General features: G+C 43.0%; 19 protein-coding genes. 15 read left to right on the top strand and 4 right to left on the bottom strand.

The features are described 5' to 3' along the window. Window positions 1–11: 11 nt before the first annotated feature. Entirely contained in the window at window positions 12–1,475 is a 1,464-nt protein-coding gene (locus ACFRAK_RS00095) for an alpha-amylase (RefSeq protein ID WP_387604935.1), read from the bottom strand. Between the two features lie 888 nt (window positions 1,476–2,363). Here ACFRAK_RS00095 and ACFRAK_RS00100 point away from each other — a divergent pair. The 12 genes from ACFRAK_RS00100 to rbsB all read left to right on the top strand — a co-directional run bounded on the left by ACFRAK_RS00100 (window position 2,364) and on the right by rbsB (window position 16,737). Further along, the gene (locus ACFRAK_RS00100; protein WP_394571130.1) at window positions 2,364–3,716 is read left to right on the top strand and encodes an aspartate aminotransferase family protein; all 1,353 of its coding nucleotides are present in this window, start codon (window positions 2,364–2,366) and stop codon (window positions 3,714–3,716) included. A 7-nt stretch (window positions 3,717–3,723) separates the two neighbouring features. Then, a complete protein-coding gene (locus ACFRAK_RS00105; protein WP_387604937.1) occupies window positions 3,724–5,232 on the top strand; it encodes a pyridoxal phosphate-dependent decarboxylase family protein in 1,509 nt (502 codons plus the stop codon). Window positions 5,233–5,234: 2 nt separating this feature from the next. Continuing rightward, the gene (locus ACFRAK_RS00110; RefSeq protein WP_394571131.1) at window positions 5,235–7,037 is read left to right on the top strand and encodes an IucA/IucC family protein; all 1,803 of its coding nucleotides are present in this window, start codon (window positions 5,235–5,237) and stop codon (window positions 7,035–7,037) included. Then, window positions 7,027–7,611: a GNAT family N-acetyltransferase gene (locus ACFRAK_RS00115; RefSeq protein ID WP_387705413.1), complete on the top strand. Its 585-nt coding sequence runs from the start codon at window positions 7,027–7,029 to the stop codon at window positions 7,609–7,611. Before ACFRAK_RS00110 ends, ACFRAK_RS00115 begins: the two co-directional genes overlap by 11 nt. Further along, the gene (locus tag ACFRAK_RS00120) at window positions 7,586–8,914 is read left to right on the top strand and encodes a lysine N(6)-hydroxylase/L-ornithine N(5)-oxygenase family protein (protein ID WP_387604940.1); all 1,329 of its coding nucleotides are present in this window, start codon (window positions 7,586–7,588) and stop codon (window positions 8,912–8,914) included. The genes ACFRAK_RS00115 and ACFRAK_RS00120 overlap by 26 nt, the downstream gene beginning before the upstream one ends. A gap of 22 nt (window positions 8,915–8,936) precedes the next feature. Beyond that, complete coding sequence (locus tag ACFRAK_RS00125) at window positions 8,937–10,748, top strand: IucA/IucC family protein (protein ID WP_387604941.1); 1,812 nt, start codon at window positions 8,937–8,939, stop codon at window positions 10,746–10,748. Between the two features lie 350 nt (window positions 10,749–11,098). Beyond that, a complete protein-coding gene (locus tag ACFRAK_RS00130; protein ID WP_387604942.1) occupies window positions 11,099–12,085 on the top strand; it encodes a LacI family DNA-binding transcriptional regulator in 987 nt (328 codons plus the stop codon). Beyond that, window positions 12,082–12,966 (top strand): ribokinase, encoded by an 885-nt coding sequence (rbsK, locus tag ACFRAK_RS00135; protein ID WP_387604943.1) that lies wholly within the window; start codon window positions 12,082–12,084, stop codon window positions 12,964–12,966. Before ACFRAK_RS00130 ends, rbsK begins: the two co-directional genes overlap by 4 nt. Next, window positions 12,963–13,355 carry a D-ribose pyranase gene (rbsD, locus tag ACFRAK_RS00140; RefSeq protein ID WP_034316088.1) on the top strand — a complete coding sequence of 131 codons (393 nt, stop codon included), beginning with the start codon at window positions 12,963–12,965 and terminating at the stop codon, window positions 13,353–13,355. Before rbsK ends, rbsD begins: the two co-directional genes overlap by 4 nt. A gap of 18 nt (window positions 13,356–13,373) precedes the next feature. Beyond that, window positions 13,374–14,855: a sugar ABC transporter ATP-binding protein gene (locus ACFRAK_RS00145; protein WP_394571132.1), complete on the top strand. Its 1,482-nt coding sequence runs from the start codon at window positions 13,374–13,376 to the stop codon at window positions 14,853–14,855. A gap of 1 nt (window position 14,856) precedes the next feature. Beyond that, the gene (locus ACFRAK_RS00150) at window positions 14,857–15,801 is read left to right on the top strand and encodes an ABC transporter permease (RefSeq protein WP_394571133.1); all 945 of its coding nucleotides are present in this window, start codon (window positions 14,857–14,859) and stop codon (window positions 15,799–15,801) included. 15 nt (window positions 15,802–15,816) lie between these two features. Then, window positions 15,817–16,737 carry a ribose ABC transporter substrate-binding protein RbsB gene (gene rbsB / locus ACFRAK_RS00155; protein ID WP_387604945.1) on the top strand — a complete coding sequence of 307 codons (921 nt, stop codon included), beginning with the start codon at window positions 15,817–15,819 and terminating at the stop codon, window positions 16,735–16,737. 189 nt (window positions 16,738–16,926) lie between these two features. On the opposite strand, the gene gdhA is transcribed toward rbsB, so the two are convergent. Next, window positions 16,927–18,309, bottom strand: a complete 1,383-nt coding sequence (gene gdhA / locus ACFRAK_RS00160; protein ID WP_394571134.1) for an NADP-specific glutamate dehydrogenase — start codon at window positions 18,307–18,309, stop codon at window positions 16,927–16,929. 156 nt (window positions 18,310–18,465) lie between these two features. On the opposite strand from gdhA, the gene gltC reads away from it, so the two are divergent. The 3 genes from gltC to ACFRAK_RS00175 all read left to right on the top strand — a co-directional run bounded on the left by gltC (window position 18,466) and on the right by ACFRAK_RS00175 (window position 22,073). Next, window positions 18,466–19,368 carry a glutamate biosynthesis transcriptional regulator GltC gene (gene gltC / locus ACFRAK_RS00165; protein ID WP_387601578.1) on the top strand — a complete coding sequence of 301 codons (903 nt, stop codon included), beginning with the start codon at window positions 18,466–18,468 and terminating at the stop codon, window positions 19,366–19,368. Between the two features lie 404 nt (window positions 19,369–19,772). After that, entirely contained in the window at window positions 19,773–20,765 is a 993-nt protein-coding gene (locus tag ACFRAK_RS00170) for a PTS sugar transporter subunit IIC (protein ID WP_394571230.1), read from the top strand. A gap of 108 nt (window positions 20,766–20,873) precedes the next feature. Beyond that, a complete protein-coding gene (locus tag ACFRAK_RS00175) occupies window positions 20,874–22,073 on the top strand; it encodes a class I SAM-dependent rRNA methyltransferase (RefSeq protein WP_387601576.1) in 1,200 nt (399 codons plus the stop codon). An 86-nt stretch (window positions 22,074–22,159) separates the two neighbouring features. Here ACFRAK_RS00175 and ACFRAK_RS00180 read toward each other — a convergent pair whose 3' ends face one another. Both ACFRAK_RS00180 and ACFRAK_RS00185 read right to left on the bottom strand, forming a co-directional pair. After that, complete coding sequence (locus tag ACFRAK_RS00180; RefSeq protein WP_394571135.1) at window positions 22,160–22,831, bottom strand: lysoplasmalogenase; 672 nt, start codon at window positions 22,829–22,831, stop codon at window positions 22,160–22,162. A 365-nt stretch (window positions 22,832–23,196) separates the two neighbouring features. Continuing rightward, a complete protein-coding gene (locus ACFRAK_RS00185) occupies window positions 23,197–24,459 on the bottom strand; it encodes a dicarboxylate/amino acid:cation symporter (protein WP_394571136.1) in 1,263 nt (420 codons plus the stop codon). Window position 24,460: the final 1 nt, after the last annotated feature.

Consider the following 24,460-nt stretch of genomic DNA (forward strand, 5'->3'; position numbering starts at 1 on the left):
TGCTTTCCTTTTTAAAGTGGATTATTCAAGGCCCATACCGATACGCTTTTCCCATGAACGGGGAAGGTCGCGAAACCATCTTCTTCAATGATGATGTGGTCATCTCTATGACAAGTTAAATCACTCCAGATTTCACCAGCACGATGTTCACCGACGAACATCCTTTTTTCACTGTTGTGATCTCCATTCGAGATTATGACGGCGCACCCCGAGCCATTCAGCTCTTCAACTCCGTGCCGGACCCAGCCTATCGTATTTGGATCATCAAAGTAGTCCGTCTGTTCTCCGTAAGCTTTTTCATATCTAGCATATAATAGGCGATCTAGAATGTCCTTTTTCCCAGGCACCGGAGAAGGCCCGCCGATTCCATAATAGTCCCCGTAAAAGACACATGGATAACCGCAAAGTCTAAGCAAGGTAAGTGCATATGCTGATGGTTTGAACCAGTCCTTTACCCAAGATTCCAGTGATTCATGAGGCTGGGAGTCATGGTTGTCGACAAAAGTGACGGCCTGTGCCGGATTGGTTTGGACGAGGGTATCATCAAAGATGGTTGAGAGGTCGAAGTCAGTTCCTGCGTTTGAGGCCTCATGAAATTTATAATGCAGGGAAACATCGAACAAGTTGAGGTCATGATTGGTTTGCTCTAAGTATGTTTGACAAGCTTTAACATCAGCCTTCCAAAATTCGCCGACCATGAAGAAATGTTCCTTTGTATAAGGGATGAGATCTTGGAGAAATTCATTGATGAATTCATAATCGATATGTTTAACGGCGTCCAAACGAAAACCATCACACTTTAACGTATCAACCATCCATTTTCCCCAGCTAATCATTTCCTGACGAACTTCCGGCAGGCTGTAATCGATGTTGGCAAACATTAAATAATCATAGTTTCCAAATTCATCGATGACATGCTGATTCCAGTGCTTGTTTTCGCCTGTGATTCGATATACACCCATTTTGTCGTTTTCGGCATCATAGTCTGTACCATTAAAATGAGTATGGTTCCACTTAAAATCAGAGTATTTATTTTTACGGCCTGGAAAATCGAATTTTGTCCAGCCTTCCATTTCAAATGGTTCTGAGATATCTTCCATACGGTTTTCTGGATTGACTTCAATCACTTCAAATTTTTCGGTTCCATCGGCTCCTGCTTTATGGTTCATGACTAAATCGATATAAACGCAAAGCCCGTAGTTATGACAGGTGGCTATTGCTTGCAGCAATTCATCTTTGGTCCCATATTTGGTACGAACTGTACCTTTTTGGTCAAATTCCCCCAAATCGTATCCGTCGTATATTCCATATCCATTATCCCCAACGGATTGCCCTTTCGTAACTGGCGGAAGCCAAACGCAGTCAATTCCTATATCTTTCAACTTGGAGGCTGCAAATTTCAATCTCTCCCAATGAGAACCATCTGCTTCAAGATGCCACTCAAAAAATTGCATCATCGTATGATTTCTTTTCATCCGTTTCCCCCCTGACACCGACCCGTTTTTAACAAAAGTGAAACTGTACGATCGGATAAAGTAATAATGGAAATCTTTACCCCCTAAATTCAATTGATAAACAAGTGAATAACCCTCTTGATTGAGGGTCATTTACCTCTCTATTTTACTATTTTATACCAAATAAGGGTATTTTATATTGATTAGCAGCTAAAAATTAATCAAATGTGGAGGAATAACCCGGAAGAGGCCATACGCCAATTCAATAAAAAAGGTATCCCGAATATTTTGGGATACCTCAGACTATAGAGAATTCGAAGAAAAGCAGTTTGCCTACCGTTTTCTTTAAAGGCTATTTCTCATACTTTGTTGCTATTTACCAAGTAAAGCGGTGTGGTTGATTTCCCCTCCAGATGCTCGCTTTCCGCCGGGCGGGCGGTGGGCATCCTCGGCGTAAACGCCCTGAACTTATCCCTGTGATAGAATCCCCCTGTTTTTTGCCTCAGGATTTTATTGTCAAAGTTATCGAAATGAACACTATGAATTAAATATTTCCATCTAGCCCATGGGGATCAAGCCTCATGAAGTTTTGCAGATTATCCGCTTTGGTGATTGCAAGTTTGTGTTCCCGCCTTCCTTTTAAACCGTTCATTGTCGTTCCACCTTTTCCATGATCTTTGACTGCGTTCAGCTTATAAACAGACTCTTAATAAAACCTTAAAAACATTTTTTATATTCAATAGATAAATAGAGAACAGGCCCCAGTTTTAACCTTTTCTTAATTTTATTGGAATTTAATAGCAGAAAAATGAGTGAATTTACTCATTGAGAATAATTATCATTATCAGTAAAATGAATTCCATGATAATGATAATTATTCTCAATTAATTCAATACATGGAGGTTCACTATGGTAACGAACACGCTTACGAAAAATGATCAACTATTGGAGCAACAAAATACAAGGGAATCAAATGCCCGATCATATCCTAGAAGATTACCCATGGCGATTGATCAAGCGGAGGGAATTTACTTAACAGACATGGATGGAAAACGATATATTGATTTTCTTGCGGGGGCTGGAACATTAGCGCTTGGGCACAATCATCCGGCAGTGCTGGAGGCAATGGAAAAAATTCTTAAGGACAAGCGTCCTTTGCATACATTGGACTTTACGACGCCGATCAAAGAGCGGTTCGTCGATGAAATTTTTGAATGCCTGCCTGAGGAATTCAGGAGAAATGCAAAAATTCAATTCTGTGGTCCTACTGGAGGAGACGCCATTGAGGCGGCACTTAAACTGGTAAAAACAGCGACAGGCAATAGAAGCATTTTATCCTTCCAAGGTGCTTACCACGGGGCAACGCATGCAACCATGTCAATCAGCGGCAATACAAAACCAAAGGAAAAAATACAAGGGTTAATTCCAGACGTACAATTCCTGCCGTATCCTTATCAATATCGCTGTCCCTTTGGAATAGGCGGAGAAGAAAGCCATAAAATCAGCAGCCAGTATATCGAAAATCTATTGAACGATCCTGAGTCCGGATTATTGCCGCCTGCAGGAATGATTTTAGAGGCAGTACAAGGCGAGGGAGGCTCCATTCCAGCTCCAATTCCATGGCTTAAGGAAATCAGGAGAATAACAAAAGAGAAGGGCATTCCGCTAATTATCGACGAAGTTCAATCAGGCATCGGCCGTACAGGGAAAATGTTTGCCTTTGAACATGCAGGAATCATTCCGGATGTTCTTGTACTATCCAAAGCAATAGGCGGGAGTCTTCCATTATCGGTGGTGATTTATAACAAAGGGCTTGACCTATGGTCACCAGGTGCACATATCGGTACGTTCCGCGGAAATCAAATGGCAATGGCGGCAGGAACAGCTACTTTAAAATACATGAAAGAGACGAATCTTGTGGAGCATGCCGCTAAAATGGGAGAAATCTTAAAGGATATTCTTAAAGATTTGCAAAAAGATATTAAGCAGATCGGTGATGTCAGGGGCCGGGGATTAATGGTCGGTGTGGAAATGATCAATCCTGAAGTACCGCAAAATGCGAATGGAAGCCATCCTGCTGATTCGCCACTTGCCAGTGCCATTCAACAGGAATGTTTTCAAAGAGGGTTGATACTGGAAGTTGGCGGCAGACATGGAAGTGTAGTGAGGTTCTTGCCTCCGTTGATCGTAACGGAATCGCAGCTTCGCGAAGCCACAGCAATTTTTGAACAAGCTGTTCGTGCAGCTGTTGCAAGAGGGTGAATGATCAATGATCGAAATGATAAATAAAACGGATTTTGCTTATTCTCGATTGTTCTTGAATAACGAAGAAGGTTTCAATAACTATAGCCAGTCATTAAAAGTCATTGAAAAAAAGCTGACGGACTTTTTAAAAGGGAATGATTTACCATACTCCGGGAAAAAACCGCATGAAATCGAAGCAAGATTAAATGAGCTGTCCCTTGCTTCTCTAAAGGGGAAGACAATGGAAGCGGTAGCGGATGAGCTGGCAGAGTTTGTTATTAACGACAGCATCAATGTACACAGCCCCACTTGTATCGGACATTTGCATTGCCCGACATTAATACCTGCCGTGGCTGCCGAAATGATTATAGGTACGTTGAATCAATCCATGGATTCATGGGATCAAAGCTCGGCGGCCACTTTCGTTGAAGAGCGTTTAATAGATTGGCTGTGCAGCCAGGTGGGGTTGCCTGAACAAGCAGATGGGATTTTCACAAGCGGTGGAACCCAATCTAATTATATGGGACTGCTATTGGCGAGGGACGCTTATTGTAAGCGTTTCTGGGGTGTGGATGTTCAGCAGCAAGGTTTGCCAGTCGAGGCAAAAAAATTGCGGATCTTATGCTCCGAGGCTGCCCACTTTACGGTCCGTAAATCAGCGGCACAGCTGGGGCTTGGTGAACAGGCTGTAGTCACGATTAAAACGGATTCAAATCACCGTCTGCCCATAGATGAATTAAATCATCAAATGTCGATTTTAGTGGAACAGGGTTTACTGCCATTTGCCATCGTTGCAACTTGTGGAACAACGGATTTCGGTTCAATCGATCCATTACACGAATTGTCCGAAGCGGCAAGGAAGAATGGGATATGGCTGCATGTGGACGCCGCATATGGAGGCGCGATGATTTTAAGTAAGGATTACAAAGAGTTAATCAGCGGAATGGAACGGGCCGACTCGATTACGGTTGATTTTCACAAATTATTCTATCAACCCATCAGTTGTGGTGCTTTTCTTGTCTCTGACAGCAGCTCATTTCAATATATCCAGCATCACGCCGATTACCTGAATCCTCAGGAAGATGAAGCCGAGGGCATGGTTCACTTAGTCAATAAATCGGTTCAAACGACGAGAAGGTTCGACGCATTGAAACTCTGGATGTCATTGAAGGTCGCTGGACTGGATACCTTTGCGGAAATGATCGACTATACTTGTCATCTTGCACGTGAAGTGGCAGCGAAGATCGATAAGCAGGAAGGGTTCACAGTATTAAATAAGGAACCTGAATTGAATGCGGTTGTATTCCGTTATAATCCCGAGGGAGAAAGTGATCAGTTAGTAAATCTATTAAATAAACAGATTCAGCAAGAATTACTGAAAAGCGGACGGGCGTTTTTAGCAAAAACGCGTTTTGACGGACAGGTATATTTAAAAATGACACTATTGAATCCAATGACAAGCCTTGAACACATAGAAGGAATTTTAGACGAAATCCGAGTATTAGGTGAAATGTTCAAGATAATGGAGGAATGAAGATGAATGGTAAGCAAATAGCTGAAAGGGCGACAATGCAAAGCTTTCTGAATTGTTATTTCCGGGAAACCGGAAATTACAGTTTAGAAGAAACGAAAAACTGGCCGAATTTGGAAGGGGCCATTCCGGATTCATTAGTAGTCAGTAAGCTCATGTCCCAAGATATTGCCTTGCTTGTTCCGCTTAAATATTGGTCGGAAACGGGGCGTCATATTTTCAACTTCCCGATTTACTATCAGACGGCATCCAAGCAAGTACATGAATTAGATTACGTGACAATGGTCACGATCGTTTCTAAAGAATTATTGAATGAGCAGGGCCGGACCGATAGTGAAGATGAATTGATGCTGCGTGTCATCCTAAGCAGCCAAAATATTCAACGGTATGTTGAAGCAAGGACGGAAGACATTGATGCACTTCAAAGCCCTGATTTCACCTACATCGAAGCAGAGCAGTCACTTTTATTCGGGCACCTGTTCCACCCGACGCCGAAAAGCAAGCAGGGCATTTCAGAAAAGGAAGAATGGATCTATTCACCCGAATTAAAAGGGGAGTTTCAGCTGCACTACTTCCTGGCAGAACCTTCGATTGTCATCCAGGATTCAAGTGAAGTCCGATCGGCAAGTGAGATCATTAAACAGGAATTAGCCGGTGACTTGGAGATTTCCAGTGAATTCAGAGGCACGTATTGCCAAAAGGAAAGCAAATTTATCATCATCCCGGCACATCCGTTCCAGGCAAAAGTGCTTATCGAAAAAGAAGAGGTCAAGAGGCTGATCGAGCAAGGGACACTAGTTTATGCTGGACCGCTTGGGAAAAAATTCACGGCCACCTCTTCCTTTAGAACGGTATATAATGCCACATCAAGATATATGTACAAATTTTCCGTTCCGGTTAAAATCACGAATTCCTTACGTGCAAATCTGCAAAAAGAATTAGATCGCGGTGTGGAAATTGCTAAATTAATAGATTCTAAAGTGGGCGACGATCTAAAAGAACGGCATCCCTCCTTCCGTATCATCAAGGACCCGGCTTACCTAACGATCAAAACAACCGAGCAAGAATCGGGATTCGATGTCGATATCCGGGAAAACCCTTTTTATGAAAACGATAAACAAGCAAGCCTGATTGCCGGCTTATGCCAGGATAATGCCTATGGTGCACCATCAAGGCTTGGAGCGATCATCCGCAAATTATCAGCTGAAGAAAACCGCAGTACCGAAGAAGTAAGTAAGGATTGGTTCAAAACCTATCTGTCAATGACATTAAAACCGATGCTTTGGCTTTTTGAAGAGTATGGGATTGTTTTGGAAGCCCATCAACAAAACTCCATCATTCAACTTCACGATGGTTATCCAGCCACTTTTTATTTTCGTGATAATCAAGGGTATTACTATTGTGAGTCCAAAGTGGACAGGCTGCTGAAGATCTTGCCTGAACTAAGTGAAAAAAGCTTCACGATTTGTTCTGATGAAGTCGCTGAAGAAAGACTGCAATACTATTTCTTTTTTAATCACTTATTAGGCTTAATCAATAATTTTGGTACGGAAGGATTAGTATCAGAGAACAAACTGTTACAGCTCGTTCAGGAACAACTGGAAACATGCAGCAGGGAAAGCGAAGATGAAGGGATGAAACGAGTTGTTTCAAAGTTGCTTCATGCCCGGGAATCATCGTGTAAGGCTAATTTACTGACACGATTCCATGATATGGATGAGCTTGTTGGTTCACTTGAGACACAATCCGTTTATACAACGATTGATAATCCGTTCGCGCAGGGGGTTATGGCCGTCCATGAAAAATAGTTATGAAGAAATGCTGAAGGGCCGTAATCAACAGCTTTCATTTGTCAAAGTTGAATTTGAGAGGGATTTGGATATATTGCATAAATGGATGCATGAAGGTCATGTGATACCCTACTGGAATTTGAATTTCACAAAAGAAAAATTCGCCGTTCATTTAAAAAAGGCATTGGCTGATACACATCAAACACTCTATTTAGGCTGTCTGGACTCCATTCCCATGAGCTATTGGGAATCGTATTGGGTAAAAGGCGATATCATCGAAGATTATTATGAATCCGAAGAGGGAGATCAAGGCATACATTTACTCATAGGTGATCCGGAATATCTAGGAAAAGGACTGGCTTTGCCATTTTTACGTGCAATGGTGAAATACCAATTGCTTTCTGCGAAAACAAAAAAAGTGATGGCTGAACCGGATATTCGAAATGCAAAGATGATTTACTTATTTGAAAAGTGCGGGTTTACCCCAATTAAAGAAATTGAGCTCCCTGATAAAACAGCATTACTTATGTCATGTACACGGGAGAATTTCGAGAGGAAGTGGAAGTATGGAGAAGCAACAATCTATTTATGACCTGGTAGGGATTGGGATAGGTCCCTTTAACCTTGGACTTGCGGCCCTTTTGGAGAAAACCCCGGAGCTGAATGCCGTCTTTTTTGAGAAAAAGCGGGAATTTAATTGGCATGAAGGAATGCTGTTGGAAGGGACAACTCTGCAGGTACCTTTCTTTGCCGATCTAGTCAGCATGGCAGATGTGACAAGCCCATATAGTTACCTGAATTATTTACAGCAGCATGATCGGCTTTATCATTTCTACTTTCTTGAAAAATTCTTGATTCCACGAAAAGAATATAACGAATATTGCCGCTGGACTGCCGATCAACTTGATAGCTGCCGTTTCGGAAAAGCGGTGGAGGCAGTTGAATATATAGGGGATCAAGGTAAACCCTGCTATCAAATCAGTGTAAGGGATGCACAAACACAAAAGATCGAAGTCTATTATAGCCGTCATGTAGTCATGGGAATTGGCAGCGCCCCGACTGTTCCATCGGCCTTTCATCCATATATGGGAGAGAGCATCCTGCATTCGGCCGATTATTTACGGAATAAAGCAAATGTCTTAAAGAAAAAATCCATAACGGTTGTCGGGTCTGGACAGAGTGCAGCAGAGGTCTTTCTGGATCTGCTTAATGAGCAGGGGGAAAATGGCTACCAGCTAAACTGGTATACAAGATCCAAGGGGTTTTTCCCTATGGAATATTCAAAACTCGGTTTGGAATACTTCACTCCGGATTACCTGGATTTCTTTTATCGGCTGCCACAGGAAAAGAAGGATGAAATCCTGCCGAAACAGGATTTATTGTATAAAGGGATCAGTGCTACGACAATTGCAGCAATTTTTGACAAAATGTATGAAAAATCGATTGGAAATGCCGAACTTTCCATTGAACTTCGGGCCATGACGGAAGTTGCAGCCGTTACCCCCGCCGAAAATGGCTGGAGTTTGAAATGCCGACAGTGGGTAGAAGATAGCGAATTTGATGTGGACACAGAGGCGATCGTTTTTGGAACGGGCTATAAATCAGCCCTTCCGGCATTCCTTGAAACCTTGGAGGACCATTTAGTCCGCGATGATTTAGGGCGTCTTGCAATAACGAAAGACTATCGGGTAGGAACGGACATCCCTACACCGAATCACCTCTTCATTCAAAATGGCGAGATACATACACATGGTGTGGGTGCTCCGGATCTAGGCTTGGGAGCATTCCGAAATTCGATTATCATCAATCAATTGGCAGGTAAAGAAGTTTATCCATCCGAGCCAAAGGGTGCATTTCAGTCATTCCGTGTAAAAACACCTGTCATGGCTTACTAAGAGAAGGGAAGGGGAGAATGATATGCAGTTCATAAAAGAGGTGGAACAGGCGGTTTCAGAAAACAATTGGTCGATAGTAAACCAAAACCTGCTGGCCAAGATGATTTCTGAGTATATGTATGAAGATATGATCCATCCAGCAATTCTGAACGAAAATGCAACGGGAAACCTATATGAGTTAAAAATAAATGAGGGGAAATCTTATCAATTTTTGGCATTGCCCCGTCTTTTTGACAGCTATGAAGTACAGGCCGAGTCGATCCAGGTATGTGAAAAGGAAGGCTTTACACAGGCCAATGATGCCATTCAATTCATTTTAGACATTCAGCCATTAATTGGGATGACTGCAGAAACTACAGGACATTTAATCAAGGAATTCCATCATACGCTGCTTGCGGATCTTCAATTGCTATCCAAACCTGAACAAGATGCAGATGGTTTAGTCGAACTGGATTATGCATTACTTGAAGGAGAAATGAGCGGTCACCCTTGGATTGCTTATAACAAGGGAAGAATCGGTTTCGGTTATGATGATTATTTGAAGTTCGCTCCAGAAAACCAGAAGGAAGTTCAGTTATCTTGGATTGCCGTCCATCAAACGAGGGGGGAGTTCAATTCAGTCGAAACGTTATCCTATAAGCAATTGATGGAGAATGAACTGGATGGGGAAACCCAAAAATCTTTTGCAAAGATATTGACGGAAAAAGGGCTGAACGCAGAAAACTATTACTATCTCCCAGTCCATGAATGGCAGTGGAAGAATGTAATCATCCAGAACTTTACGGATGACTTGGCCAAAGGGCTGATCGTAGCTTTGGGAAATGGCCCTGATAAGTATCTGCCGCAACAATCCATCCGGACATTCGTTAATGTATCGAATAAGGATAAACACCACGTCAAGCTGCCGATGAGCATTTTAAATACGCTGGTCTACCGAGGATTGCCAGCTGAACGCACGGTCATTGCCCCAAAAATCACAACGTATATAAAGAACATTTATCAAAATGATTCATTCTTGAAAGAACAATGCAAAGTAGTGCTTCCTGGTGAAGTGGCCAGTTTAAATGTTGATCACCCGTATTATTCCAAACTAGAGAATGTACCCTATCAATATTTAGAGATGCTGGGTGGTATTTGGAGAGAAAGCATATACAGTTATATGGAAGACGGTGAAAAGCCCATTACGCTTGCGTCCCTTTTACATGTGGACAGCAAAGGGAAACCATATGTAGAAAGCCTCATTGAAAAATCGGGATTGACTGCAGATGCCTGGACAGCTCAATTGTTCGACGTCATTCTATCACCATTGCTACATTTTATTTATCAATATGGATTGGTCTTCTCGCCGCATGGTCAAAATACCATTTTAGTTTTGAAGGATTACAAGCCTCACCGTTTGGCCATCAAGGATTTTGTGGATGATGTGAACGTCAGTGATCAGCCGCTTCCTGAATTAAGCAAGCTTCCTGATGATTTAAGGAAAGTACTAAGAAGTGAGACTCCCGAGGGGCTGGTTCAATTCATTTTCACGGGACTATTCATCTGTCATTTCCGATACTTGTCAACACTCCTGATGAAGAGGTCCCTTTTGGATGAGAATGCTTTTTGGGAAGGCGTAGCTCAAACAATCCTTACGCATCAGAAAAAATTCCCTAAGTTACAGGATCGTTTCGATACATTCAATTTCTTTGCGCCAAAATTGACGAAACTCTGCCTGAATAGAAATCGGATGCTTCAATATGGATATAGCGATGGTGAAGACCGTCCGCATGCATCTGAATTCGGGCATGTGAATAATGCCCTTTATGAAAAGTTACCTGCAAAAACGCTATAAAGTTAAACTGGCTCAGACTTTTGGGCCAGTTTTCTTTTGGCTTTTACCAATTGACCGTTGATTTCCGCTCCAGGCACTCGCTTTCCGCGGGCGGTCTGCCCCCGGCTTGCGCCTGCGGTGTCTCCCCTAGACGCGCTTTTCCCGCAGGAGTCTCGTACACCTGTTCCAATCAACTTTGTTATAAAGTTTATAAAGCGGGAATGGTTAATAAATATACGCATAAATAAGATTATGTTATCCTATTTGGTTCGAATTACCTAAAAATTATCTTTGGAATAGGGCTTGCCGTTCATATAATTTGGTGATAAGCTATGTGTAAACGGTTACACAAAATTATTGAGGGTGATATATTGGCAACTATTCGGGATGTGGCAAAGGAAGCTGGGGTTTCTGTGGCAACGGTTTCCAGAGTTATGAATGGCAGTGGTTATGCACATGAGGACACAAAAAAGGTGGTCATGGCGGCTGTTGAAAAATTAAATTATAAACCGAATGAAGTGGCAAGATCCCTCTACAAACGTAAATCCAAATTGGTTGGATTGATTTTACCGGACATTACGAATCCCTTCTTCCCAGAAATGGCAAGAGGTGTCGAGGATTATCTGCAGCAATTTGGATATCGGTTAATTTTTGGAAATAGTGATGAAAAGAGAGATAAAGAAATAGAATATATTGACACTTTTCTGCAAAATAATGTAGTGGGCATGATTGCTTCCACTAGTGTAGAAGCCAATGAAAATTTCGATAATCTGGATATTCCAGTAGTCCTTCTCGACCGTACGGGAGAGAAATTACCAGCTGTTTATTCCGATCAAAAAACAGGCGGTAAACTGGCGGCACGCGTATTGCTGGATAGAGGCAGTACGAATATCGTCCTCATTAGGGGGCCAGTCGAAATAAAGCCTGTATATGAACGGTACATGGCAGCACTGGAGGAATTGAAACAAGCAAAAGTGAACGTGCAAGTCATAGATTCATCCCTAACACTTCAGGGCGGCCAAACTTGCGTGAAGCAGCTGTTCGAGAAATATCCGGAAACGGATGGAATCATTGCTTGTAATGATATTGTTGCAGCTGCCGCACTTCAAGAGATTTTAAAACGGGGAATACGAATACCGGAAGACATACAATTGATCGGCTATGATGATATCTCCTTCACGGCGTTATTGCACCCACCGTTATCGACAATTCGGCAGCCAGCCTATGAGATGGGGGCACAAGCGGCAGAAATGCTAATTAAAAAGATCGATCAAGAAAAAATGGAAGTAACACATAAAAAGCTCCCTGTTTCTTTTGTGGAGAGACAAACAACGAGAAGGAAGGCGGAGAAGACATGATTAGAATTACAGTAGTGGGAAGTTCTTCAATGGATTTAGTGGTGACATCGACTAAGAGGCCAATGGCCGGGGAAACGGTTTTAGGAGAGTCATTTATCACGGTCCCTGGAGGAAAGGGGGCCAATCAGGCTGTTGCAGCCGCACGTCTTGGTGCAGAAGTGTCAATGGTTGGATGTGTAGGGGATGATGTCTATGGAGAGATCATCTTAGAAAACCTGAAAAAAAATCATGTAAATACGGAGTATGTGGAACCGGTTACAGGTTCCGCTTCCGGGACAGCACACATTACCCTTTCGGAAGGGGATAACAGCATTATTGTTGTTAAAGGTGCGAATGATTTCATTACTCCCGAATATGTACAAAAGGCGAAAAAGGTGATAGAGGAATCGGATATCGTGATGGTCCAGCAGGAAATACCAGAGGAAACCGTGGAATATCTGGCTGAAATGTGCAACACGCTTCAAAAGAGATTACTATTGAACCCAGCTCCCGCCCGCAAGCTAAGCGAGGCTGTCATTCAACAGGCGTCATTCCTTACTCCGAATGAGCATGAATTCGAGATTCTATTCAATGGGAGAGATAGAACGAAAGTCTTGACCGAGTATCCAAATAAATTATTCATTACCGAAGGGAAAAATGGTGTCCGTTATTTTGACGGACATGAAGAAAAGGTTGTTCCAAGCTTTGAAGTCGAAGCGGTGGATACAACAGGTGCAGGGGATACATTCAATGCTGCCTTTGCCGTGGCGGTTGCAGAAGGAAAAAGTTTTGACGAATGTTTGTCATTCGCGAACCGGGCAGCCTCCATTTCCGTGACGAAGTTAGGCGCTCAAGGTGGCATGCCGCAAAGGTTAGAGGTCGAGAGGGGCTTTGAAGCATGAAACGTCAAGGAATCATCAACAGTTCAATAGCCAAGGTCCTGGTTGACCTTGGTCATACCGATTATATTGTCGTAGGTGATGCCGGGCTGCCGGTGCCACCAGGAGTTTGCAAGATAGACTTAGCATTGACGCCTGGAACACCATCATTTCAAGATGTCGTCCGGGCGGTTCACGAAGATATGGTTGTTGAAAAAGTTATCGCTGCCACAGAAGTGAAGGTTAAAAACCCGGAACAGCATCAATACATGGAGCAGCAATTCGGAGCAGCGATTGAATATGTTTCCCATGAGGATTTTAAAAGGCTGACAAGTAACGCGAAAGCAATAATCCGGACCGGGGAGACGACGCCATATTCAAATTGCATATTGCAGTCTGGAGTATTCTTTTAAAGAAATGAGATGATGAGCATGCAAATCGAAATGCACAATATTTATAAAGCATTTGGTCAAAACAAGGTATTGGAAGGTGTTCATTTTTCTTTAGAGGCTGGGGAAGTACATGCACTAATGGGGGAAAATGGAGCGGGGAAATCAACCTTGATGAACATTTTGACCGGGCTGCACAAACAAGATCAAGGAACGATTGAGATTAACGGTAAAGAAACCTCATTCAAGGATTCAAAGGAAGCGGAAGAGGCGGGAATGGCCTTTATCCGTCAGGAATTGAATATTTGGCCGGAAATGACTGTGCTGGAGAATCTATTTATCGGCAGGGAAATGGTGAATGCCTTCGGTGTCCTGAAGGAGAAACAAATGAAAGCGCGTGCAAACGAGATTTTTAAAACACTTAATATTTCCCTTCCTTTTGATAAGGAAGCCGGACTTTGTTCTGTCGGGGAACAGCAAATGATTGAAATTGCCAAGGCGCTCATGACGGATGCCGAAGTCATCATCATGGACGAGCCCACAGCCGCTTTAACTGATAGAGAAATAGAGAAGCTCTTTGAAGTGATGAAGGGACTTACCAAAAAGGGAGTATCGCTTGTTTATATTTCTCACCGAATGGAAGAAATATTCGCCATTTGTGACAGGATCACCGTAATGCGTGACGGTAAAACAGTCGATACGAAAAGAATTGCAGATACAAATTTCGATGAAGTCGTTCAGAAAATGGTCGGGCGGGAGCTGGAGGATCGGTTTCCTCATCGTGAAGCGAATGCTGGCGACAAAGTCCTTGATGTAAAAGGTTTAACTAAAAAGGGGCTTTTTGAAGATATCCATTTCTCGGTTCGGCAAGGTGAGATTGTCGGTGTAGCCGGATTAATGGGAGCAGGCAGAACAGAAATAATGCGCGCCCTATTTGGTGTCGATCAAATAGACAGTGGTGAAATTACCATTGAAGGCAAAAAAGTTTCCATACGGAAACCAACTGATGCAGTTCGGCACGGCCTGGCTTTCATTACGGAAAATCGTAAAGAAGAGGGGTTGATTCTGGACTTTTCTGTAAGGGAAAATATCGGCTTGCCGAATCTCAAGAGTTTTGCTCCTGGCGGAATCGTAAAAACGGAAGATGAGATGAACTTTGCCGAAATGATGATTAAGCGACTTCATGTGAAGACATCTTCTGCCGAAACGGTCATCGGCAATCTATCCGGAGGAAATCAACAGAAGGTGGTAATAGCCAAGTGGATCGGCACTTCCCCTAAAGTTTTAATCATGGATGAACCGACCCGGGGCATAGATGTTGGTGCGAAACGTGAAATTTATGAATTGATGAATGAATTGACGGAGCGGGGCATAGCCATCATCATGGTTTCGTCAGAACTACCCGAAATCATTGGAATGAGTGATAGAATCCTTGTGGTTCACGAAGGTGAAATTGCTGGGGAATTGTTAAAGCAGGAAGCGACACAAGAAAAAATTATGGCATTGGCGACAGGAGGGAACTAGGATGAAACTTGAGGCTACAGGGAAAAGCGGGATCTGGCAGAAATTTGGTCCGTTACTCGCCCTGGTACTTTTATTTATCGTAATAACCGTTTTAAATCAATCATTCATGGAACCGAATAATATTTTGAATTTATTGCGTCAAACCTCCATCAATGCACTTATTGCATTTGGAATGACATTTATCATATTGACAGGTGGCATCGACTTGTCCGTCGGTTCCATTTTAGCTCTATCCAGCGCACTTATGGCTGGTATGATGGTCTCGGGATTAGATCCGATTTTAGCTATACTAGTAGGGATTCTACTAGGTGCAATAATGGGTGTAATCAATGGGATTCTCGTTTCAAAGGGGAAAATGGCCCCTTTCATCGTGACACTGGCAACCATGACGATTTTCCGGGGATTAACGCTTGTGTATACAGATGGAAAGCCGATTACTGGAATCGGCGATTCTGAAATGTTCCAGATGCTTGGGAGAGGTTACTTCCTGGGACTGCCAGTACCGGCCGTGGTGATGGTCATCGCTTTCTTGATCCTATGGTTCCTGCTTCATAAAACATCCTTTGGCCGTAAAACATATGCCATTGGGGGAAATGAAAAGGCTTCCCGTATTTCAGGGATTAAAGTTGACCGAGTCAAGGTGGCCATATATGGTCTGGCCGGTACGATGGCGGCAATCGCTGGTGCCATTTTAACATCCCGTCTTAATTCGGCACAGCCGACTGCAGGCCAATCCTATGAAATGGATGCCATTGCAGCCGTGGTGCTAGGCGGAACGAGCCTTTCAGGCGGTAAAGGGCGGTTGTTCGGTACGCTGGTGGGTGTCCTGATCATCGGTACCTTGAATAACGGCATGAATTTACTTGGTGTATCCTCTTTCTACCAGCAAGTGGTAAAGGGTGCAGTTATATTAATCGCGGTCTTACTTGACCGTAAAAAATCATAAGAAGAGGTGTAATCAATGAAAAAAATAGTATCAATTATCATGGTTCTTTCTTTAATGGTCTTGGCTGCCTGTTCAATGGACTCTGGTTTATCGGATGATAAAAAAGGAAAGAAAGACTCCATGAAAGACGTGAAAGTCGGAGTCAGCATCTCTACTTTAAACAACCCATTCTTCGTTTCCTTAAAAGATGGCATTGAAAAAGAAGCAAAAGAAAAAGGCATGAAAGTCACAGTTGTTGACGCCCAAGATGATACGGCAAAACAAATTAGCGGAATTGAAGATTTAATTCTTCAAAAGGTTGATGTCCTTCTTGTGAATCCTACTGACTCTGCGGCAATATCTTCAGCCGTTCAATCTGCAAATGAAGCGGGCATTCCGGTAATCACGATTGACCGCTCTTCAGACGAAGGTGACATTGAAACATTCATCGCTTCCGACAATGTGGCTGGCGGGGAAATGGCTGCAGAATATCTAGTTAAGGAGCTTGGCGATAAAGCGAAAGTAGTGGAGCTTGAAGGGGTATCCGGAGCTTCCGCAACTCGTGAACGCGGGAAAGGTTTCCACAATATTGCGGACAAGCAGTTAGATGTCCTGACAAGCCAAACGGCGGAATTCGACCGGACAAAAGGGCTTAATGTCATGGAAAATATCCTGCAAGGCAATAAAGACATCCAAGCGGTATTCGCCCATAATGATGAAATGGCACTAGGGGCCATTGAAGCAATCAAGGCAGCAGGAAAAGACATCATCGTGGTTGGTTTTGACGGAAATGATGATGCATTGAAAGCAGTTGAAAACGGTGAACTAAAAGCTACAATCGCCCAACAACCGGCACTTATCGGTGAAGAAGCGGTTAATGCGTCTGAAAAAATCCTAAAAGGTGACAAAGTGGATGACACAATATCCGTTCCATTGAAATTGGTCACAAAAGAATGATTGTCTTTCAACAAAAAGAGTGCCGGAACTTTTCCGGCACTCTTTTTTGTCGTAAGAAAGAAATGTTTTGAATCCAATTGATGTTATCTAGCTTGAATTGATATGAATGAGTGGTATAAGAAAGTGAAAACGCTCTTCTACAAAAGTAAGGCAGTCCTTGTCGGAACCTCCTCCTAAATCAACTGATTGCTAGAGTATACCTTGAGTCAGCATCGCATCCGCCACTTTAAGGAATCCGGCAATATTGGCCCCGACAACTAAGTTGCCAGGCGCACCATATGCCTCTGCGGCCTCTACACTATTTTTATAGATGTTTTTCATGATCTCGTGCAGCTTGGTATCGACATCTTCAAAAGTCCAAGGCATTCTGGCACTGTTTTGGGCCATTTCAAGTGCAGACACGGCAACACCGCCTGCATTGGCTGCTTTTGCTGGTCCAAAAAGGATGCCGTTATTAAGGAATACATCAATGGCCTCGAGGGTTGAGGGCATATTGGCACCCTCACCAACTGCCTTCACATTGTTTTTGACCAGTAATTTTGCTGCTTCTTCATCGATTTCATTTTGTGTGGCACAAGGCAGTGCGATGTCACATGGTACAGACCAAATACCATAGCTTCCTTCATGGTATACGGCTTCCGGGTGCGTATCGACATACTCGCTCAAACGTTTTCGTTCCACTTCTTTTAGACGTCGAACTGTGTCAAGGTTCAGGCCATTTTCATCATATATATAGCCATTGGAGTCGCTGCATGCAACAACTTTTGCGCCTAGCTGTGTAGCTTTTTCAATGGCATAAATGGATACATTGCCAGATCCGGAGATAACAACAGTGCTGCCATGGAATTGTAACCCTTTGTCTTTTAGCATTTCTTCGACGAAGTAAACCGTTCCATAACCAGTCGCTTCTGTACGGGCCAAACTTCCGCCGTAACTTATGCCTTTACCGGTTAAGACACCAGCATGGTAGCTGCCTTGCATCTTTTTATACTGACCGAACAGGTAACCGATCTCCCTTGCACCGACTCCGATATCTCCAGCCGGTACATCTGTATCAGGTCCGATATAGCGAGCTAGTTCTGCCATGAAACTTTGGCAAAAGCGCATGATTTCCGCGTCCGATTTTCCTTTAGGATCGAAGTCCGATCCGCCTTTTCCCCCACCGATCGGCTGGCCAGTAAGAGAGTTTTTAAAGATTTGCTCGAAACCAAGAAACTTTATGATGCTGGAATTAACAGTGGGATGGAATCGAAGACCGCCTTTGAATGGCCCGATTGCACTGTTGAATTGTACACGAAAACCACGGTTGACTTGAACATTTCCCAGGTCATCAACCCATGTAACACGGAAGGTGATCATTCTTTCGGGTTCAACCAGCCTCTCCAATATTCCGCTTTTCATATATTCAGGATGATTTGCAAAAACGGGGACCAATGAAAGGAATATCTCTTTTACGGCTTGATGGAACTCACTTTCGTGGGGGTTGCGCTCCTTCACCTTTGCATATACTTGACTTACGAACTCTTTGGCAACTTGTAATTCCTTATGCTCGACTTCTTGTGAAGTGGTCATTGTTCTCTCTCCCTTAAGGTAATTTAGTCTTAAAATACAATTGAATAAGATATCAGTCTTTATACGATACTTTCATGATATAATTTAAAAATAAAACAAACAATCTGAATATTAGATAAGTAACATGCTGTTTTGATATGGAAGAGGGAGCTTAGAGTGGAATTAAGGCAAATCGAATATTTCATTGAAGTGGCAAAGCGTGAACATATGACGGAAGCAGCAGTGAACTTGCATGTTGCCCAGTCGGCAGTCAGTCGTCAAATCTACAATTTAGAAGAAGAATTAGGTGTGCCCCTTTTTATCCGGGAAGGCCGAAAGATCAGATTGACGCCTATAGGACATACATTTTTAACGAATATGGAACAAGCTATGGATATAATCGATCGTGCCAAGCGTGAGATGGCTGAAAGTCTGGATCCAGAAAAAGGGACAATCCGCATTGGCTTTCCCAGCAGTTTGGCTTCTTATGTATTGCCAAGGGTCATTTCCGACTTCAGGGAAAGTTATCCGCAGGCAAAGTTCACTTTGAAACAAGGCTCATATCGATACCTGATAGATTCGGTAATAAAAGGTAATATTAACATGGCCTTGATCGGGCCTCTGCCGACGAATGAAAAGAAAATCAAAGGTGAAACGCTATTTATTGAGAACTTAGTTGCCCTTTTACCAGAAAGTCATCCTTTGGCCTTGAAGAAATCACTATGCTTGAATGAACTTAAAGGAAATCCATTCATCCTATCTCCAAAGGGCTATGTTTTAAGGGATCTTGTCATGAAAGCTTGCAAACTGCATGGCTTTGAACCGGAAGTGGCATTTGAAGGAAAAGATACTGATGCTATAAAAGGCCTGGTGGGGGCAGGGTTGGGTATAACCTTGATACCTGAGATTTCCTTGATTGATAGCTTGCCACGTTTTACGGTTAAATTGTCGCTGGAGGAACCGTCTGTTACCAGGGCTGTAGGGGTCATCGTTCCAACTGACCGGGAACTTATGCCAACGGAGAAATTGTTTTACCAATTTTTGAAGGACACTTTTGCAACATTGGAAGGTTTTCAATAAGAATAAGGTGGGTCCCTATTAGAGCCAGATATCCAGCTAGTGAGAGAATCCTTGAATCGGGTTCTTTTTTTTGTCGCAAATGTCTCGAAATATCTTCCATGTAGCACATCCTAAAAAAGGAAAATATATTTTGAAATAATATAATATTAGTATTTTCTTGTATAATAATGGGTTAAACCTTTACTTTTGAAAACGCTTTTATTTTATTAGAATAAAAATACTTCTTACATTATCAGAAAATTCATGTTATTATACGAGCAGACGTTATAGGAAGCGGTGCGATATACTTAATAGGCTTTTAAAATGAAGACCTTTATTTTTTTTGCATTTTACAAAATTGAATATTCTGATAATTAACAAGGAGTGAAGATATAGTGAGCAGGAAAGAATACTTCAGCGATCGAATGTACAAGGCATCGACAGGGATAGCAAACGCTGTTTTGGTTACATTAGGGATCGGGTTATTGTTTGAATCCATAGGGGGATATTTAGATTGGGAGGTCATGCTGGCAATAGGCGGGGCCGCAAAGGTCTTGCTGGCACCGGCTTTAGGAGCAGGCATCGCATATCAGCTAGGTGGAAATTCATTAATTATCTTTAGCGCCATGGCTTCAAGTGCTGTTGGGGGTGCTGCCATTCACAGAACTGCTGAGGGTGCTTTCACGATTGTTACGGGTCAGCCGCTAAGTGCTGTCTTGGCAGCAGTAATTGCAACATATATAGGTAAGCGCCTAATCGGCAAAACGAAGTTGGACATCATGGCCATCCCAATGGGAGCAGTTCTTGTCGGTGGAGTTTCGGGGTATGGCCTGGCTCTTGTCACCACTCCGCTCCTAACATGGATAAGCAGCCAAACCACCGCTGCGGTCGCAGGTTCTCCCTTAATCGGTTCAATGGTCATTGCCTTGGTATGGAGCATATTATTGATGACACCGGCGTCTTCCGCTGCACTGGCGATCGCTCTGCAATTAGATCCTGTTTCCAGTGCTGCGGCTCTAATCGGATGTACCGTTCAGTTTGTAGGGTTCACTGTCATGTCTTATAAAGATAATGATATGGGCGGGTTCCTGGCACAGATGGTCGTTACGCCAAAAGTTCAATTTCCTAACTTAATCAAGAAACCATTATATGCAGTTCCGCCTTTTGTGGCGGCAATCATCTGTGCGCCTATCGCTACCTTGGCATTCGATTTTCAAGTGCCGTATGAGCTTGGAGGCATGGGGTTAAGTTCAATGATTGCCCCGATTGCCATCATAACTGGTCAGGGGTTGTACACGTTCCTGGTTTATGTGGCAGTGGGTATGGTATTGCCAGCTTTGATCACACTTGCATTGCATCGGGTATTGAAGATGATGGGTAAAGTTAAGCCAGGAGATCTTCATTTGGAAGTTTCATAATCAAAGTTTCTAGAAACCAGCCTGGTTAAGGAACCGGGCTGGTTTTTATTTATAAAGGGATTAGGGTAAAATGGGGAGGAAAGCATATGCATAGATAGGATGATATATATGGGAAAAGAAATAGATATAAAAGTGAAGGCTAAATTCGTGAGTAAAGTCGGCAAGGGTTTTCCCTTGATTGTTAAAGAGTCGATAGCCAACCTTAATGACCTTAGGGAAGAGGGGTCATTGGTGCGTTTGGTGGATGAAAACAACCGCTTTCTGGCAAAAGGGTATTATGGTAAACAGAATAAGGGCTATGGCTGGGTATTGACCCAAAGAGAAGATGAAAAGATTAATCAGGCCTTCTTTACCGGAAAAATCCAGGCAGCATGCGAATTCCGAAAGTCATTCTTTGAAGATGGGGAGACTACAGCTTTCCGCTTGTTTAATGGGGAAGGTGATGGAATTGGCGGTTTAATCATTGATCATTATGATGGTCACTATGTCATTAGCTGGTATAGCAAAGGAATATATTCCTTTAAAGACTACATCATTAAGGCATTGCAGGAAACGGTCGAGGTTAAATCGATTTATCAGAAGAAACGCTTTGATACAAAGGGGCAGTACGTGGATGAAGACGATTTTGTCATGGGCGAACAGCCGGCATTTCCGCTTCTTGTAAAGGAAAATGGAGTCCACTTCGCTGTTTATCTGAATGATGGGGCAATGGTCGGTGTCTTCCTTGATCAACGCGATGTCAGAAGGAAAATCCGGGATGAATATTCAAAAGGGAAAACGGTGTTGAATATGTTCTCCTATACGGGGGCATTCTCCGTGTTTGCCGCTTTAGGCGGTGCTGTTAAAACAACGAGTGTCGACCTGGCGAATCGCAGTTTACCAAAGACGATCGAGCAGTTCAGTGTGAATGGCATAGATCCTGAAGCTCACAATATCGTGGTGATGGATGTTTTCAAGTATTTTAAATATGCGGTGAAGAAAGCTTTGAAATTTGAAATGGTTATCCTTGATCCGCCCAGCTTTGCCAAATCGAAGAAGTTTACTTTTAGTGCCGGGAAAGACTATACGAATCTATTGAAGGATACCATTTCCATTACGGAAGACAATGGGATCATTATCGCCTCAACTAATTGCAGTACGTTCGATATGAAAAAATTCAAGAGCTTCATTGATGTTGCTTTCAAGGAAATGAATGGAAAATACGAAATCATGGAACAATTCTCATTACCGGCTGATTTCAAAACAATCAGGGAATATAAGGAAGGCAATTATTTAAAAGTAGTCTTCATTAAGAAAATTAAAGGTTGAAAAAGGGCGTCCGCAGTTCCATTAGAGCTGTGGATGCCTTTTTTAATGAAAAATTGTTTCATGTGAAACGAACGGATATTCGGGGTTCAAAGGTTTGGCCGTTCACTTTGCAAGTCTTTCGATAACTGGAAAGAAGGTTTCTTGCGAATGCTGTTAGCGATGCAAAACTGGGCTGCATAGTAGGTAAGCATGATCAGTGGTCCAGAATAGGCAACATCATCGATGAATTTGTTCCAAGATAAAATGGAGTCGGAGATCACGAACAAGACCCCGCCGATGATGACGGCCGCATTGCCGGTCATGAATGCCGCCCAGCCCATGAGGGAGATGACCGTTACATAACAGATTACAGGGATGATGAGGTCATGTTCACCTTTTTCGATTAACGAATGTACAATTTCACGTCCAATCCAAGTGGAGTAAATGCTAATCGGAAGAATTGCCGCGAATCGGAGCCATGAAAAGTTCCACAGTCTAAAGAATGCCGAAATATAGAAAAGGTGGCCGATCAAGAAGGCACAAAGCCCGATGACGAACCAGATTAACAAAGCATCTCCAAGCATGCAAAAGAATAAACCAAGAAGTATGAAGGATAGGTATCGATCCCGTATTCCCACATTTGTGCAGGCGTAGAGCAAAATTAATAACATGGGGAGGACCTTGAACATGATTTTAATGATTAAAGGCTCTTCCGGTATAAAAAAAATATATAATAGTCCCGTGATAAGGATTGCGGCAGGTAAACATTTCATTAACATTCAAATCCCTCCTTCAATCTTTAATTCTATGTAAGGGGTAGGAACCCCTTGTCAATTAAAGTACTGTTTGAAAGAAAGGCGCGAAAAATGAAAAAACTGGCTCCTGTTTTATCGCGAGTTGTATACAGATTTAGCGTTTGTACAATTAGAAAGTTGATTTTCACTCCAGGCACTCGCTTTCCGCGGGCGGTCCGGGAGCCTCCTCGGCGCCCATGCGCCTGCGGGGTCTCCCTTGGACGCGCTTTTCTAAGCAGGAGTCCCGCACCTTCCGTTCCAATCAAGTTGTTTAAAATTTAGATAGAACTCCTTTTGTCTACAACATGAACTGGCTCCTGTTTTAACCAGGAGCCAGTCAGTTATAAGAATCATACTGCTTCTTTAATGAATGCTTGTTTTAACCATTTTTTTCCCTCAACTAGCCTTGTGACAAGCATGGCACAAACGGTGTTTCCTGTTGAGTTAAGCAGTGTAGCAGGAGCATCGATGATCGTGGATATAACGGCAATGATCGGCAGGACTTCAATAGGGAAGCCGAATACACTCAGAATCAGCATTTCCCCAATCATGCCGCCCCCAGGAATGGCACCCATAACGGCTCCAACCAAAAAGGCAACAGCCAGTATACTTAAAATGCTTGATATGCTTGTCATATCCTTTCCAAATAAGCAGAATAGGAAAACGATTTTCAATACCCCGCCGAATACCGAACCATCTTTATGAGTGTTGGCTCCGAGTGGGATGACAGTCTCCGCTATATCCTTAGGCACGCCCATTTTCTTGACTGATTCCAGATTGACTGGAATGGATGCGGCACTAGAACATGTTGCAATGGCTGTAATGGACGGTGTCAGGGCATTTTTCCAAAATAGTTTAACTCCATCTTTTCCGCCTGCGATAAAGGCATACAAAGTGAAGAAGCCGAAATAATAAATCAAGGCCAAGACTAGATAAAGAATGAAAGTGCGAGCGTAGCCTTCTAAAATCTGCGGCCCAAGCTGCCCGATTATCGCCGCAAAATAAGCACCAAGTCCAATTGGAGCATAGTACATGACGATTTTGACGACCTTCATCATGACAGCCGTACCCGCTGTCAAAAACTCGGTAATCGGTCTTGCTTTCTCACCGGCCAGTGCAGTGGAAAGCCCGATTAATACCGAGAAAACGATAAGCTGAAGCATATTGCTTCTAGAGAACAGTTCTGGGAAATCGGAAACGGTTACAGTGTTGACCAGCTGACTGAAGAAAGAAACTTCTTCGATGGTCTCTTCAGGGGAACTGTTTTCCATCAGTTCCTTAATGGCTGTCGTATCTGTGCCTTCCAACGGATTTACGATGGTTGTCCCAATGAATCCAATGACGGCAGCTAAAGCGGCTGTTGTCATGAAAACGAGAACGATGCTTCCCATGATTTTTCCGAGACGCTTCATTCCGCTCATATTGGCAATCGCTGAAGCAATGCTGAAAAATACCAATGGCACGATGATCGTGAACATCAGATTTAAGAATAAGTCCCCTAGCGGCTGTATGATCGAGGTTTTTTCCCCGAAAACCACGCCAGCTAGCCCACCGATAATAATGGCAGTCAGTAATATTAAAGAGGATCGATAGTTTTTGATAAAGCTCTTCATT

The organism is Peribacillus sp. NPDC056705, from assembly GCF_043656335.1.